Origin of the sequence: Croceicoccus ponticola, from assembly GCF_004004515.1 — a bacterium.
Taxonomy (GTDB): domain Bacteria; phylum Pseudomonadota; class Alphaproteobacteria; order Sphingomonadales; family Sphingomonadaceae; genus Croceicoccus; species Croceicoccus ponticola.
Genome location: NZ_RXOL01000001.1, coordinates 1,208,997 through 1,224,674, shown reverse-complemented (window position 1 = coordinate 1,224,674; position 15,678 = coordinate 1,208,997). Strand labels below are relative to the sequence as shown.

Genomic DNA, 15,678 nt, shown 5'->3' with positions numbered 1-15,678 from the left:
CACAAATTCGGTCCATCTCTATGCTGAAAAATATCGATATCGGATTTATCGCCGACACGGAGAAGGGGTGAGGAATGCACGATCTGGTTATCAAGCAAGCTACGATCTACGACGGTCTCGGCGGTTTGCCGTACATGGCCGATATTGCGGTGGCGGACGGAAAGATTACCGCCATTGGTACAGACTTGGGGTTAGCGGTCGAAATGATCGATGCAAGCGGGCTGGCACTGATGCCGGGCATCATTGATTCGCATACTCATTACGATGCCCAGGTTACGTGGGATCCGCTTTGCGATCCGTCGCCTGCATTGGGCGTAACTACCGTCGTGATGGGCAATTGCGGCTTTACGATCGCACCTTGCAAGCCGGCCGACCGCGAGATCATGATGCGTCATCTTACCCGCGTCGAAGGAATGTCCATCGAGGCACTGGAGGAGGGCATTCAGTGGAATTTCGAGACCTTTCCCGAATATCTCACCGCGCTTGAAGAACGTGGGGTTGGGCCAAACGTCGCCGTCTACATTGGCCACTCTGCACTTCGTACCTTCGTCATGGGCGAAGATGCGACGAATCGTGAAGCATCTGACGCGGAGATCGCCTGGATGCGAGAGCTCGTGGCCGAAGCTATGAAGGTTGGGGCAGTCGGTTTTTCCAGCTCAACACATGAACAGCACATCGGTTGGGGAGGCGTGCCAATGCCCTCGCGCGTTGCGGACGATCGGGAATTTAATGCGATCGCCGACACGATTCACGATGCCGGCAAGGGCACTATGATGGTGGTCAAGGGTTCGGGGACGAGCATCGATTGGATCGAGCAGCTTGCGGAACGCTCTGGCCGCTCCGTGCTGGTTTCGGCAATGCGCCATCATCCGGCCGCACCGAACAAGGTATTCGAAGACCTCGGCGCGTTGCGCAATGCGCGCGAGCGGGGGCATCGGCTGTACGGGCAGTGTTCGCCCATGCCGATGGCCATGGATTTCAGCTTGGAAAACCCCTATCCATTCGAGGCTTACGATTGCTGGAAGCCTGCTATTCAGGCAGATGGGCGCGGTGCCTATATCGCTGTCCTTCGCGACCCGGAATGGCGCCAATCTATGAAGCAGGACATTGAACAGAACCCGGGCATGCGGATCTTCCGCGGCAACTGGGATACCCTAACCGTAGCCGAGGCGGGTACGGAAGCGAACCGCGATCTCGAAGACCTTTCGGTCGGGGAATTAGCCCGCAAGGCAGGCAAGCATCCTTTCGACTATTTTGTGGACCTGGCTCTGTCCGAAGACCTCAAGACGACATATGCGACGGAGTTCTCGAATTTCGATGTGCCCTCGGTAAGCCGAATTCTGCGTGATCCCGACAACCAAATTTCCCTTGGCGATGCTGGCGCACACCTCAGCTTCCTTTGCGAGGCGGGATTTGGCCTTCATCTGCTCGGCCATTGGGTTCGTGATCTGGCTGTGTTGGAGCTGCCGGAGGCCGTGCGCCGACTTACCGGACAGCAGGCCAACCTGTTCGGCATGCGCGATCGCGGGACGCTGGCTGTCGGAAAGGCGGCGGATCTGCTGCTATTTGATCCGAGCAATGTTGGGATAGGGCCGAAGGTACGATTATTCGACCTGCCTGGTGGCGCGACCCGCCTAAGGACTGACGCCAAGGGCGTTCGCGGGGTCTGGGTCAATGGCAAGCGGATGGCGGACGAAAGCGGACCGCTCGTGCCGGAAGAAATGCCGGGCGAGGTGTTGCGGAAATTCGCTGCCTGACTTTCAGGTGCCGGTGAAATCTGGAGGGCGTCCTTCGCGAAAGGCGGACACGCCCTCCTTATGATCTGCGGTTTGCGACATCAGCGGCTGCATTGCGGTTTCGGCCTCGAGGAAGCTGTCGAACCCGGTCGTTTGGGCTAGTGTGAACTGGCGTTTGGCCATACCGATCGCCAGCGGCGGTCGGGAAGCCAGCGATTGTGCCAGTACGCGGGCGCGGTCAAGCAGATCCCCTGATGGCACGGTCTCAAGTGCTAAGCCCAGTGAGACGGCTTCTTCGGCACCCAGCAGGCGGCCGGAATAAACGAGTTCCTTGGCGCGCATCGTGCCGATTTGCTGGTTCAATAACCACACTGCACCTGCATCGGGAACCAATCCGATGTTGCCGAAAATCTGGGCGAACTTGGCCGTGTCGGAGGCCAAGATCAAATCGCACGCCAGTGCGAAACTCCAGCCCGCGCCGACGCAGTGACCGTCGACCGCGGCGATGACCGGCTTCCTGAGGTTCATGATGGAGCGGACAATTCGGTGAAGCCGGCGTATCTTGGTCAGCGAGAACGTAATATCATGAGCGCCCATTTCCCCAACATCCATCCCGGCACAAAAACTGCCGCCCGAACCGGTCAGAATTACCGCACGCGTCGTATTATGTTCGGCAAGGCCCTCAAACGCCTTGGCAAACATTTCCCGCATTTCCAGCGTGATCGCGTTTTTCTTTTCCGGACGGTTGATGGTCACCGTCGCCACTGGCCCGTCATGGGTAATTTCGATGGGCATGAATTTCTCCTGTTTGCCGATGTTTGCTGCACCACCCCCGGTGATGCGTCAAAGCCGATTGCGCGGTCACCTCGGACGAATTCGTCCTTGCGAAAAACCGGTCTGTTCCAGCGGACGATGTTGACCAGACCCTCGCGACCGAGTGTGCTTGGCCCCTGAATCTTTCTGGACTAGTGTTTTTCAGGGATTGTATAGATGGGCGTCGAAAGTGCTGAAATGATCAAAGAGCCAGATCCGAGGCTGGCCGACCAGATCTCAAAGTACGTTGCGCGGATGGACTTGTCGAAAATGGCGCCTTCCGTCATCGAGGCAACCAAGGATCTCTGTATCAGTTCGGTCGGTTCAACCGTTCTTGGCGCGCGAATGGAAGTTACTCGCGCGCTGGCAGCATATGCCCAAGATGCCGGAGGTGCCGCTCAGGTCATGCCCGTCGGTCAGGATTTCGCGACCAATGTGGAAGTGGCCGCCATGCTCAATTGCGTCGCGTCGCACTGCACCGAATTCGAAGACGTCGCTTGGCCAGAGGCGCAATACACCTGTTTTCTGATCCCGGCTATGTTGGCATTGGGCGAGGCGGTCGATTCAACGGGTGCGCAAGTTCTTGAGGCGATCGTCATCGGCTTTGAAGTGGCGGCTCGACCAGGAATGATTTGCTCGAACCACGGGGCTGCCGCCCGGGGCTTCCTCTCTTGTGCCAATCTCGGGACGATCGGGGTGGCAGCAGGTGCGGCCAAACTGATGGGACTCGGTGAAAAAGGGATTCGCGATGCTGTGACGATGGCCGCGTCAATGGGTGGCGGGCTGGTTCGGCAAACCGGTTCCTCGGCGCATGTTGTGGAGGCGGGCTTCGCGGCGCGCGATGGGATCGTCGCTGCGCAACTGGCGCGAAACGGGCTTGGCGGGAATCCGGACATCTTTGGGGGAAAGGCCGGTTATTTCGATGCATTGGCTGGGCAGCCCGAAATCTCGTTCGATCTCGGCGAAGGCGATCAACTTCGCATCCTGTCGGTCGGCCAGAAGAAATATCCCTGCTGCTATTTGCTGCAGCGGATAATCGATGAGCTCAAGAATATCATGGAGCGCAATTCGCTGGTCGGGGCGGATATCGCGGCCGTGACCGTGGATGTGAACGGGGCCTTCCCTGCCATCGTGAAGTATGACGAGCCTTCGGATGTCGAGGAAGCCCGCTTCAGCCTTCCTCACGTGTTGGGTGCGGTTCTGGCTGGTGAGCCGATGGACTTCCTGACTTTCGTTGCGGAGAAACTGGAGGACTGCGAGATACTGGCGCAGCGCAGGAAGGTATCTTGCCGGGTTCATAACGCCTGGGGTTACGATCAACTTGGCGAAAAGGATCTCCTGACGGTCACGACCGTCGATGGCACACGGTTTCGACGCGAATGTGTCTCGGCGCATGGGGATCCGGAAGACCCCTTGTCGCGCGAAGAGACAATTGCAAAGTTCATGAACTGTACTTCGGGGATACTTGAAGCTGAGACGGCCTGTTCTGTCGCGTCCGACATTGCCGGACTAGAGAATCTACGATCGGTGCGTTCGCTCATGGCGAAGCTCCGGCTTTCCGGCCAACCCGGCTGATCGGATACCTGTTAGATGGATCTAAACTTTTCCGTAGAGGATGTCGCCTTCCGCGAGGAGGTTCGCACCTTCCTGGCCTCCTCCCTGCCCGATTACCTGTGTGCAAAAATGATAAAGCGCCTTCACCTCACCAAGGACGAGACGGTCCATTGGCAGCGGATCCTCAACGCGCGCGGTTGGGCTACGCCGTCCTGGCCCGTCGATTGTGGCGGCCAGTCATGGTCCCCGTCGCAGCGATACATCTTCCAGGAAGAGATGGCGCTGGCACACGCGCCAGAAACGCAACCTTTCAATGTCAACATGATCGGTCCAATTCTCGCGAAGTTCGGAACGGACGAACAGAAAGCCAAGTTCCTACGCTCGACTGCAAACCTGGATATCTGGTGGTGCCAGGGCTTTTCGGAACCCGGTGCCGGATCGGACCTTGCCTCGCTCAAGACCTCCGCAGTGCGGGACGGTAATCACTACCTGATAAACGGCCAGAAGATCTGGACGACACAGGCCCAGAATGCCGATTGGATGTTTGCCCTGGTCCGGACCGATAGCAGTGGCCGCAAGCAGGAAGGCATCAGCTTCCTCCTGATTGACATGACGACACATGGCATAACCGTCCGGCCGATCGAGACGATCGATGGCGGACATGATGCAAACGAGGTCTTTTTCGATGATGTGCGCGTGCCGACCGCAAACCTGATCGGAGAGGAAGGCAAGGGCTGGACCTACGCCAAGCACCTGTTGGGGAACGAACGCAGCGGCATCGCCCGTATCGGATTGTCGAAGGAACGTTTGAAACAGCTGCGCAGCCTTGAACATGAATTGAGTGCGTCCGGGCAGCTCGACGAACGCGAAACTGTCGGTCTCAAACGCAAGCTGGCCGAGGTCGAGGTGCAGTTGCGTGCTCTTGAGCTGACGCAGCTGCGGGTCGTTTCCGCCGACGCGCATGGTGCCAATGCTGGGGCCGCTGCGTCGATCCTCAAGATCAAGGGTACCGAGCTGCAGCAGCGGATGACCGAACTGGTCCTTGAACTGGCGGGCCCGGAAGGTCTGGCGCTTGCCGTTGACGATCATACGGATGGATCGGGCGGGTGGCAGAACCCCGCCGCGCAATTTTATTTCACGATGCGCAAGGTTTCAATATTCGGGGGCTCGAACGAGATCCAGAAGAACATCATCGCCAAGACCATGCTGGGTCTTTGACGGAGGAACAATGGATTTCGAACTCAGTGAAGAGCAACGCCTCCTGAAGGATAGCGTCGATCGTTTGATCGCCAAGGAATACAGATTCGAGCGGCGGCTTGATTTCCTGCGCAGGTCCGAAGGCTGGAGTCGCCAGACATGGCAAGGTTTTGCGGAAATGGGGCTGTTGGCGCTTCCATTCGCGGAGGAGCATGGAGGGTTCGGAAGCGGCGGTGTCGAAACGATGCTCGTTATGGAGGCCTTCGGGCGTGGGCTTGTCGTAGAACCTTACTTGTCCACCGTCATCCTTGCTGGCGGCACCATCCGTCATTCCGGAGCTTCAGGCCGGATGGCCGAAACGGTCGAGCGGATCATTGCCGGAGAACATCTGATGGCCCTCGCTCACAACGAGAAGGGTGGGCCGCGACACAGTCTCGAGCCGCAGACCAGAGCTAAACGCAGCGGCGCTTGCTGGACGCTTACCGGTTCCAAGATTGCCGTCCTCCATGGTGCGACCGCCGATGAATTGGTCGTATCTGCGACGACCGATACCGGGAGCGCGCTTTTCTTGGTTCCTGCCGAGGCCGAAGGCATCTCGGTGTCACCGCAGAAGGGCTACGATGGGGTCCCCTTGGCCGAAGTGACGCTCGAAGGCGTGTCGGTTCAGACGGAATTCGTTCTCTGCGAGCCGGGGATGGGTGAGAAAGTCCTCGCGCATGTCATAGCAGAGGCGAACGCCGCGTTGTGCGCGGAGGCTGTTGGTATCATGGGCGACGTATTCGATACGACATGCGAATATCTTCTGACTCGGACTCAGTTTGGCGTGCCGATTGGCAGCTTTCAGGCCCTGCAGCACCAGGCGGCAGACATGTTGATTGAACTGGAATTGTCGCGCAGCATGGCGATCCTGGCCGCGCTTTCGATTGATTCAGAGCCGCCGGTTCGGGAGCGCAATGTCTCGGCGGCAAAGGCCCAGATCGGCCGGTCAGGCCGCCTGATCGGACAACGTGCGATTCAACTGCATGGGGCTATCGGAATCACCGAAGAATATAAGGTCGGCCATTCATTCAAGCGATTGACCGCGATCGATGCCATGTTCGGAAATGCCGACTGGCATATCGACGCGATTGTCGAAGCAGGCGGTCTTTACACGGCCTGATGGGGGCCGCTGTCCGGGCGCTGGTAATGCGCCCGGACAGCCGCTCCTAGATCAGTAGCCCTTGAAGACGGGCTTCCGCTTTTCGGCAAAAGCCGTCGCGGCTTCTTTGTAATCGTGGGTCATCATTGTCATCGATTCATACGCGATAGACAGCTCGAGGATCTGGTTCAACTGCGCCTTCAATTGCTTATTGACCGCGGCTTTCGACCAGCGAACCGCCCAAATGGGGTTGGCCGCGATCTCTCTGGCGATCGAAACCGCCTCGTTTAACACTTCGTTCTTGGGCACGGCATAGTTCACGAGGTTCATCGCAGCGGCTTCTGCCCCGCGCAGCAGCTTGCCGCGCATTAGGAATTCCTTTGCTCGTTGCGGACCGACCAGCAACGGCCACGCAACGGCGCCGCCATCACCTGCGACAAGGCCGACCTTGACGTGGGTGTCGCCCAAACGTGCGTCGTCCGCGACAACGCTGATGTCCGCGAACAGAGCGAGCGTCATGCCGAGGCCGATCGCGTCGCCATTGACGGCCGCGATAACAGGCTGTGGTGTGAGCAGGAGGTGCTCGAAAATGCGAAGCGTATTCTGGGGAACCCGAAGCGCATATTGCAACCCGAATTCCGTACCGGCACGCGCTGCCATTTTCTTGACGTCGCCGCCAGCGGAGAAAGCCCGCCCCGATCCTGTCAGTACGATGGCCTTGATGTCCTCGTCCTGGGCTAGGTCGATCCAGACGTATTCCAGCTCCTTGTGGTTTTCAGGGCCGATCGAATTCAGCGTGTCGGGGTCGCTCATAGTCACAGTGGCAACCCCGTCGCTGCCCTTCTCGATCTTGAGGAAGCTATATTTGCTGTAATCCACCTTCATAACGGTCTCCGTGTACTGCTCATTTTTCTGCATTTTCTTTATCTAGGTCAGTAAAAGTCATCTCGTCTGCCACGAGCCTGTTTAGAAGCGGGGCGGGGGTCAGCGAATTGTCGCCAGTGAGCCGGGCAAGGTCGCGCAGCGTCTTAGTCAGATCCGATAGACCGACGCTGTCCGCATGGAACATCGGGCCGCCGCGCCAGCGTGGAAAGCCATATCCGTTGAGCCAAACCGCATCGATGTCGGACGCGCGCAGTGCGATTCCTTCTTCCAGAATTCGCGCGCCTTCGTTGACGAGGGGGTAGATCATCCTCGCGACCATTTCGTCCGGGGAGAATGTCCTGCGCGTAATTCCGTGTGCATTCGATACGGAAGCGATAAGATTTTCTATTTCCGGATCGGGCAACGGAGTGCGGTTGCCATCCTCATAACGGTAATAGCCCGCGCCGGTCTTTTGCCCGAGCCGCCCATGCTCCACCACGGCATCCGCAATCGGGAACGGTGTACCGCGCCGCTTGCGGATCGCATAGCCGACGTCCAGACCGGACATGTCATTGATGGCAAGGGGCCCCATCGGAAATCCGAAGCATTTGAGCGATTCGTCCACGTCTTGAGGCAGGGCGCCTTCCAGCAAGAGTCGGTCAACCTGCGCACCACGTTTTGCGACCATGCGGTTGCCGATGAAGCCGTCGCAATTCCCCGATAGTACGGGAACCTTGCCTATCTTCTTCGCTATCCAGAGCGAGGCTGCGATCGTTTCGGCCGATGTTTCCTTACCGAGGACGACCTCCACGAGCCGCATCACATTTGCCGGAGCGAAGAAATGCAGGCCGACAAACCGGTCGCGGTTTCGGACATCTTTCGCGATGAGGTCGATGTCAATCGCGGATGTATTCGTCGCGATCAGTGCGCTCTGATCGCAGAGCGCGTCGAGTCTCGTGATGATGTCCTGTTTGATCGCAAGGTCTTCGTAAACGGCTTCTATGACCAGATCGGCGTCGGACGCTTGTTCGATGTCGCGAGACCACTGCAATAGGGCCAAACGTTGTTCCGCTTGTTCCTCAGAAATGGAACCGCGGCGGGCCGATGTCGCCAGTAGGTTCCGAACCCGATCGAGCCCGCGATCCAGCGCTTCCTGGGTCGTATCGATCAGGGTTGCGGGGATCCCGCCAGCGGTGAATGACATGGCTATCCCGGTCCCCATCGTTCCGGCGCCGATGACGGTGACCTTACTTATGGACTTAACCGGACCGGGAATGTCGAAGCCTTTCGGCTTGGCGGCGGCCCTTTCGGCGAAAAATGCATGGCGGAGCGCCAGAGACTGATTGCCAGCGGAGAGGCGCGCGAATTCTTCCCGGTCCGCGGCGATTGCTTCCTCGAATGGCATGGTCATTGCCCGTTGGACAGATCGGACGCAGGCGGCAGGCGCATCCTGGTTCGCCATCTTCTGTGTCAGTTTTCGCGCAAAGTCTTCGAAGGTCGAAACGACGAAATCGGCTGGAAAATCGTCGCTCCAAGACTTGAACCGACCACGTTGCGCCATCCTGAGGGCGCAGGAAATCGCAGCGGCCACCTCATTCTGCGCCACAACTTCGTCCAGTACGCCCAGCTTCTCGGCCCTTGCTGCACCGATTTGTTTGCCACTGACAACAAATTCGAGAGCCTTTTTGGGGCCAATCAGGCGCGCGAGGCGATTGGTGCCGCCGGCGCCCGGGATCAAACCGAGCTGGCTTTCCGGAAGGCCGCAAGTCGTGCCTTCAACGGCGACGCGGCCATGGCAAGCCAAGGCAATTTCCAATCCGCCTCCAAGCACCGTGCCGTGCAGGGCAGCGACCACTGGCTTGGTCGAGTGGGCAATCTTCTGGCAGACTTCGTGCAGTGTCGGTCCCTCTTTGCGGGCGTTGCCGAACTCCTTGATGTCCGCACCGGCAAAGAATGTGCGTCCTTTGCAGGACAGCACAATTGCGACAACGTCGTCACTTCCGTTCGCTTGCTCGATAGCGCCGACTAACCCCTGGCGGATTGCTGCGTTGATGGCGTTGACCGGCGGATTTTCAGCCACGATCAGGAGGAGGCCGTTGTCTAGTTTTCTGGTCTCAATTGTCATGGTCCGTCCCCACAGTTTCTATCACCGCATCCAGCGCATATGCACCTTGACCTTTTGGCATGACGCGGAGAGGGTTGATCTCGACGGTTTCCAATGTGTCCGGATTGGCGGCAGCCAGTCGGGAGATCGCAACGATCGTATCGATTGCCGCCGCTAGGTCCGCATCCGGAGTGGCACGATAGCCGTTGAGTAATTCGAAGCAACGCAGACGCCGCAACATGCCTTCTGCCTCCGTTCGGTCCACAGGGGCGAGCGCGAGCGTGACATCTTTAATCAGTTCCGCCGTCACACCGCCGGTACCGACCATCACGAGCGTGCCGAACAATGGATCGCGGCGGGTGCCCACGATCAGTTCCGGGCCCGTTCCGATCATCTCCGAAATCAGAAATCCCGATATGTGGGCGCCGGGGGCGTGTCTGCGTACATTGACCAACATGTCCCGAGCCGCGTTTGCCGTGGCGTCTGGCGTCTCGAGCCCGAGGACGACGCCCCCGACATCAGTTTTATGCGTAATGTCCGGAGACAGGATCTTGAGCGCAACCGGATACCGTAATTGCGTCGTGGCGGTGGCGATTTCGTCAGGACTCGCGCAAGTGATCTCGGACGGCGAGAAGATACCGATGTTGGTCAGAATGGCTTTGGCTTCGCGCTCGTCAAATGCGTGGCCAGCCTCGATCCTCGCTGATTTCACTGGCGCTGACTTGTCCTGCAAAGGCTTGACGAATGCGCTCGCGAACTGGTTCAGGGCTGCGAGCGCGACAATTGCGCGGGCAGGTTCTTCGAAGACAAGGTATCCGAGGTCCATGTATTCGCGGGCTCGCGCCGTATCGCAAACGATCGACAACACGATCGGCACCGCGGGATGATCACTGTGAAGGTCTTCCAGATCCTTGGCGAATTGTTCGGCCAATGACGGAACGCTCGCGTAGACGCCGAAAAAAGCCAGGATTGCATCGTACTGGCCGCTGCCGATCAATGCCCGAATGCTCGCCGTCAGCAGGCCGGGATCCGTTGACAATTGAGCCGTGATATCGACGGGATTATCGGGAGAACCGGGCGGGCAAAGAGTTTTCAATCTGGCGCGAACATCGTCTGGAGGGGATGGCAGCGATATGCCGCAATCGTCTGCGGCATCCGCGATCTGTGCGCCCATTCCGCCAGAAATCGTGACAACACCAAGTCGTTCGATCCGGCCTAATAACGGCCGGTTTGACGCCGCATATACAACGTCAAGCAGTTCTTCCGTCGTCCGCGCGCGATAGACACCAAATTCGTTGAAGACCGTATCGTATACAAGGTCCTCGCCCGCCATTGAGGCCGTATGCGAAGCGGCCGCTTTGGCGCCGGCGTCGGTTCGTCCAACCTTCAGCAGCACGACCGGCTTCCGTGCCGCATGGGCCGCGCGCAAACCGGCGAGGAGATTCTCTTTGTTCCGAATCCCTTCGATATATCCAGCGATGACGCGGACACTGTCATCGTAAGCCATGGCCTTCAGCGCCTCGCCGAAATCTACATCGACTTCGTTCCCCGTCGTAACCAGTGAACTGATGGCTAGTCCGCGCTTCTGGGCAAGCTTGAGGATGTGCGCAGCCGAACCTCCGCTCTGGCTGACGATGCCGATACAGGCGTTTTCGTTGGGCTCCTGGAACATCGTGGTGAAGCTCAGCCAGGCGCCGTTGCGACTGTTGAATGCTCCGAGGCAGTTTGGCCCGATGATGCGCATGCCGGCGTTTGCGATTTCGCGGAGTTCCTGTTGCCGCTTTTCGCCATCGCGTCCGGCTTCGTTGAAGCCTGCGCTGAAGATAACCAAGGCAGCAACGCCTTTGTTCGCGCATTGCCGCGCTGCATTCAGGACAAGATCGACAGGCAACGCGATAATGGCGCAATCGACATCAGCGGGTACAGCATCGAGCGTAGCATAGGCCTTCAAGCCTTGGATCGTGCTTCTTGACGGGTTGATAGGATAGATTGGCCCAGCGAAGTGGCCGCGGATCAGGTTACTGATCGTGCGTCCGCCGATGCGTGCCGGATCATCTGAAGCGCCGATGACTGCGATCGATCGCGGATTGAAAAAAGCCCTCATTCCGCCTGCCTGATTGTCGTGTGTGGATTGCATGATGGCTGAACGAATACAGGAATCGGCAGGCAACAAAAATGTCGACAGAACATCATAGGGAGATATCGAGTAAGCGAATTTTCTGCGAAACTCCTTAGAAATATGCCGTTTCATTGCGAAAAATTATGGAACCTCGGACGACTATGAAAAAAGTGTCGACACTATCGTCCTTTTGAGCATATCTTTCTCCGCATAGAACGCCAGCGAGGCGTCAGGGCCAAACGAGGAGAAGTTGCCGTGGCGAGACCTTACGACGTGAAGCCGGTAAAATCGGCTCAGCGCGTCTTCGAAATCCTCGAGTATTTCGATGCGCTCCACCCTGAGGCGACGGTCAGCGAGATCGCAGACCGGTATGGCTACCCCCAGTCCAGCGCGTCGGAGCTTCTCAACTACATGGTCGCGCTCGGTTACCTTTGCCGAGGATCCAGAGGGCGTTCCTTCAGGTTGACCATCCGCGTCAGCATGCTGGGTAGCTGGGTCCAGCCCAACCTGATCCGTACGGGGCACCTGCTTGGCATTGTGGACGATATTGCGGAATGCACGGGGCGAACGGTGATTCTGTCGAGCAATTCCGGGGTTGATCTCTATTGCCTGCATGTCGTGCCGAGCGGGGAGAACCTGCCAGTGCACCAGGAAGTTTTGCCAATACTGTCGAGTGCTGATGGGAAGGCTCTTCTTCTCACTTGCGGGCGTGAGCTCGTTCGCAAGTACGTTCATCGCCTCAATGCCAGCGTCGAACGCGATGAGGATCGCATTCGTTATGATGCGCTCTCGGACGAACTCGATGTCGCTGCTGCGCAAGGATACGCGCGTAGCCTGGATGGCGGCGTGCTTAGCATCGCAATGCTCATCCCGAACTCCGGAAAGGAAGAGCAGGTCGCAATTTGTGTAAAGACTGCGGAACCTTCCGAAGAAGCGCAAATCGTCAGGATGCTTCGAGTGGTCATATGCCGTCGGCTAGGCCTTATCAGAGTGGCCAACGATCTGGTCGAAACTGGATCGGTTTCCAATACCGCGATGCAAAGCAAGTCCCCCCGTGCGATCAGTTACGCGCAGAATTGAAGCTGGATAAAATGACAATATCCCACTCCGAGATGTTCGCTTCCCCTGAGGAAATCGTGGCTGAAGCCCGCAACGGGCGCGCATTCATAATTGTTGATGCGGAAGACCGTGAAAACGAGGGTGATATCATAATTCCCGCGCAATTCGCCACGCCTTCGCAGGTCAATTTCATGGCGACCCATGGTCGTGGACTCGTTTGCGTCGCGATGACGCAAGAGCGGGCGAGTGAGTTGCATCTGTCCCCGATGGCCCGTCGTAACGCCTGTGCAAACAAGACGGCCTTCACGGTTTCCATAGAGGCTCGCGAAGGCGTCTCAACGGGAATATCGGCGCAAGACCGCGCACGCACCATTGCGGTGGCAATCGATCCCACCAAGATCGCGGATGATTTGGTGAGTCCCGGACACGTCTTCCCCCTGGTTGCACGCCACGGCGGCGTGTTGGCGCGGGCTGGCCACACTGAAGCGAGTGTGGACATTTGCCGGCTTGCCGGGCTGATCCCGGCGGCGGTAATATGTGAAGTGATGAGCGACGATGGCACGATGGCAAGGGTGCCCGAACTGATAGGATTTGCGAGTCGGCATGGTCTGAAGATTGGCACCATCGCCAGCCTGATTGAATACCGCCGGCGTACCGAGAAAATGGTGGAGCGGGTCGTCGAGGCCCCGTTCAGAAGCCGTTCGGGCCATGACTTCCGGATGGTGATCTACCGCAATTTACTGGACGGACGTGAACATGCCGCCTTGGTCAGAGGTCAGATCGGTTCGCAACCTGCCTTGGTGAGAGTGCATCCGATCGACCTCGCAATGGACATGCTGGGCCATGCCGGCCCGCGAGCACAGGTGATAGACAGAGCCATCGAGATGATTGGCGAGCACGACGGCCCCGGCGTCATGGTCTTCCTCCGCAATGCGGAGCTGAGCTGGTCGGAATATTACAGCAATGGTATGCCCTCATCTGGTCCGGCTCTCTCCGTGCGCGAATATGGACTGGGCGCCCATATTCTGCGCGACCTCGGAGTGACCGACATGATCTTTGTCAGCTCCAGCTCTCCGCGCATGGCTGCGATCGAGGGATATGGCCTGAATATTGTCGCAACCAGACCTGTAGCGTTGGGCTTGATGTCCGAAGATTCAATGCAAGCGTGCGCCAACGGTTAACGCAGTTCGCCTCGCTTGCGCGCCGCAAAAATTCGTCAGTACGAATTCAGGCTCTGGTGCGCGTGACGGGGCCTCGCGGGGCTGGTCATCGTACGGTGCTGGCCCTTATGTGTCGCCAGAAAGCCAGAAGGATGCGAGGAAAATCATGACTGTCGCCCAGGAAGACGCCACGATTGAATTGTGCCGCTCCAAATTACGCGAATTTTACGAGGATTTCGCACATTGCCTCGATACGGATAGGTTAGAGGACTTCCCTGACTTCTTCACCGAGCAGGCCCGTTACCGCATCATACCGCGAGAGAACTACGATGCGGGTCTGGAGCATGCTCCGATCTATTGTGCGGGTCGTGCGATGATTCATGACCGGGTCGTCGCGATCCGGGAGGCCGCGCTCTATCAACCGCGCTCTCTGCGTCATTTCATCAGTGGGCCGCGCGTGCTCGAAACGCTCGATGACGGATCATATCGCACCATGGCGAACTTCCTGATCGTCGAATCTCTGCTCGAGGTGGAGCCACAGATCTTAATGGTAGGGCAATATTTCGATGAGATAGAACGCTCTGGTCCAATGTTGCGGATCCGCGATAGGACTTGTGTTTACGACAATTACCGAATTCGTACCACCTTGGTCATTCCCGTTTGAAACGAGGTACAATCATGCCCCAGTCGAAACAGGACAAGAATATTGAACGTAGCTGGCCAAAGGAAGGTGTTATTAGAGTACCGGCATGGATTTACTCTGATCCGGACATATATGCGCGCGAATTAGAAACATTCCACTACGGCGATACGTGGAATTACGTTGGACTGGACTGCGAAATCGAGCCGGGAGGCTACAAGCGAAGCTGGGTCGGCGAGCGCCCCGTGCTCGTGACCCGCACCGAAGATGGCGAAATCCACGTCATGGAAAACCGCTGTGCGCATCGCGGCGCGATGTTGTGCTGGAAAAACAGCGGCAAGGCCAAGGACATCACCTGCCCTTACCATCATTGGGCCTACAATCTGGGAGGCGACTTGATGGGGCTGCCGTTCCTGCGGGGAGCCGGCGGAAAGGGTGGCATGCCCCGTGACTTCGACAAGTCGAAACACGGGCTGACAAAGCTGAGAGTGGCGCGGCGCGGTGGATCGATCTGGGCAACCTACAGCGACGACGTGCCGCCGTTGGACGACTATCTCGGACCAGAAATTCTCGAGCGGCTCGACAGGCTGGTTTCCCGCCGTCCGCTGCGTCTGGTTGGATACAGCCGGCAGATCGTCGACAGTAACTGGAAGCTCTATTGGGAAAACAGTCGCGATCCTTATCATGCGACACTGATGCATCCGTTCCTGTCGACTTTTGGAATCCTTCGAACCGACGGAGACTATGACAGTGTTCCTCTGCAGGAAGGGCGGCACGAATATACCTTTTCCCGATACAATCCAGAATTGCGCAATTCGACCAGCGAAGCCTCGCGGCAGATCAAGAGCATTCGCAGCGATCTCGAAATGCGCGACAAGGAGGTCGTGAACTCTGTCGTTGACGAATTCCAAGACGGGATGATGGGGGCCTTCCAGGTGTTCCCGACGATCCTCGTCCAGCAATACTTCAACTGCCTGGTCATTCGACACATTATCCTCAAGGGTCCCGGCAAGCACGAGCTGACATGGACGTACTTTGGTTATGCGGACGATGACGAACAGGTCCGCGAACTGCGGCTCAAACAGAGCAATCTTGTTGGCCCTGCGGGTTTCGTATCCCTTGAGGACAGCGAGATGCTCGCGTTGATGCAGCCAGTGGTCGAGAGCCGCCCCGATGCGGAGCAAGTTATCGAAATGGGTGGCCACGGCACCGAGGCGCAGAGCACGATGATGACTGAAAACCTGATCCGCGCATTCTATGATTTCTACCGCCGCGAGATGGGGCTTTAATGTGC

General features: G+C 57.9%; 12 protein-coding genes. 8 read left to right on the top strand and 4 right to left on the bottom strand.

Annotated elements, in window-relative coordinates:
* Positions 1-74: 74 nt before the first annotated feature.
* Complete coding sequence (locus tag EKN06_RS05820; RefSeq protein WP_127611859.1) at positions 75-1,757, top strand: N-acyl-D-amino-acid deacylase family protein; 1,683 nt, start codon at positions 75-77, stop codon at positions 1,755-1,757.
* A 3-nt stretch (positions 1,758-1,760) separates the two neighbouring features.
* On the opposite strand, the gene EKN06_RS05815 is transcribed toward EKN06_RS05820, so the two are convergent.
* Positions 1,761-2,531 carry an enoyl-CoA hydratase/isomerase family protein gene (locus EKN06_RS05815; RefSeq protein WP_127611858.1) on the bottom strand — a complete coding sequence of 257 codons (771 nt, stop codon included), beginning with the start codon at positions 2,529-2,531 and terminating at the stop codon, positions 1,761-1,763.
* Positions 2,532-2,726: 195 nt separating this feature from the next.
* On the opposite strand from EKN06_RS05815, the gene EKN06_RS05810 reads away from it, so the two are divergent.
* The 3 genes from EKN06_RS05810 to EKN06_RS05800 are packed head-to-tail and all read left to right on the top strand — an operon-like array spanning position 2,727 to position 6,459.
* Positions 2,727-4,124 carry an MmgE/PrpD family protein gene (locus tag EKN06_RS05810; protein WP_127611857.1) on the top strand — a complete coding sequence of 466 codons (1,398 nt, stop codon included), beginning with the start codon at positions 2,727-2,729 and terminating at the stop codon, positions 4,122-4,124.
* A gap of 15 nt (positions 4,125-4,139) precedes the next feature.
* Positions 4,140-5,321: an acyl-CoA dehydrogenase family protein gene (locus EKN06_RS05805; RefSeq protein ID WP_127611856.1), complete on the top strand. Its 1,182-nt coding sequence runs from the start codon at positions 4,140-4,142 to the stop codon at positions 5,319-5,321.
* Between the two features lie 10 nt (positions 5,322-5,331).
* The gene (locus EKN06_RS05800; RefSeq protein WP_127611855.1) at positions 5,332-6,459 is read left to right on the top strand and encodes an acyl-CoA dehydrogenase family protein; all 1,128 of its coding nucleotides are present in this window, start codon (positions 5,332-5,334) and stop codon (positions 6,457-6,459) included.
* 51 nt (positions 6,460-6,510) lie between these two features.
* Here EKN06_RS05800 and EKN06_RS05795 read toward each other — a convergent pair whose 3' ends face one another.
* The 3 genes from EKN06_RS05795 to EKN06_RS05785 are packed head-to-tail and all read right to left on the bottom strand — an operon-like array spanning position 6,511 to position 11,657.
* Entirely contained in the window at positions 6,511-7,323 is an 813-nt protein-coding gene (locus EKN06_RS05795; protein WP_127611854.1) for an enoyl-CoA hydratase/isomerase family protein, read from the bottom strand.
* A gap of 19 nt (positions 7,324-7,342) precedes the next feature.
* Positions 7,343-9,427, bottom strand: a complete 2,085-nt coding sequence (locus tag EKN06_RS05790) for a 3-hydroxyacyl-CoA dehydrogenase NAD-binding domain-containing protein (RefSeq protein ID WP_127611853.1) — start codon at positions 9,425-9,427, stop codon at positions 7,343-7,345.
* Positions 9,417-11,657: an acetate--CoA ligase family protein gene (locus EKN06_RS05785; protein WP_127611852.1), complete on the bottom strand. Its 2,241-nt coding sequence runs from the start codon at positions 11,655-11,657 to the stop codon at positions 9,417-9,419. The genes EKN06_RS05790 and EKN06_RS05785 overlap by 11 nt, the downstream gene beginning before the upstream one ends.
* Before the next feature lie 141 nt (positions 11,658-11,798).
* Here EKN06_RS05785 and EKN06_RS05780 point away from each other — a divergent pair, with 141 nt between their 5' ends.
* The 4 genes from EKN06_RS05780 (at position 11,799) to EKN06_RS05765 (ending at position 15,673) form a co-directional block, all read left to right on the top strand.
* Entirely contained in the window at positions 11,799-12,605 is an 807-nt protein-coding gene (locus EKN06_RS05780) for an IclR family transcriptional regulator (protein WP_164843954.1), read from the top strand.
* A complete protein-coding gene (gene ribB, locus EKN06_RS05775; protein WP_338068071.1) occupies positions 12,602-13,765 on the top strand; it encodes a 3,4-dihydroxy-2-butanone-4-phosphate synthase in 1,164 nt (387 codons plus the stop codon). The genes EKN06_RS05780 and ribB overlap by 4 nt, the downstream gene beginning before the upstream one ends.
* 145 nt (positions 13,766-13,910) lie before the next feature.
* Positions 13,911-14,408, top strand: a complete 498-nt coding sequence (locus EKN06_RS05770; RefSeq protein WP_127611850.1) for an aromatic-ring-hydroxylating dioxygenase subunit beta — start codon at positions 13,911-13,913, stop codon at positions 14,406-14,408.
* A gap of 14 nt (positions 14,409-14,422) precedes the next feature.
* Positions 14,423-15,673, top strand: a complete 1,251-nt coding sequence (locus EKN06_RS05765) for an aromatic ring-hydroxylating oxygenase subunit alpha (protein WP_127612021.1) — start codon at positions 14,423-14,425, stop codon at positions 15,671-15,673.
* Positions 15,674-15,678 lie beyond the last annotated feature (5 nt).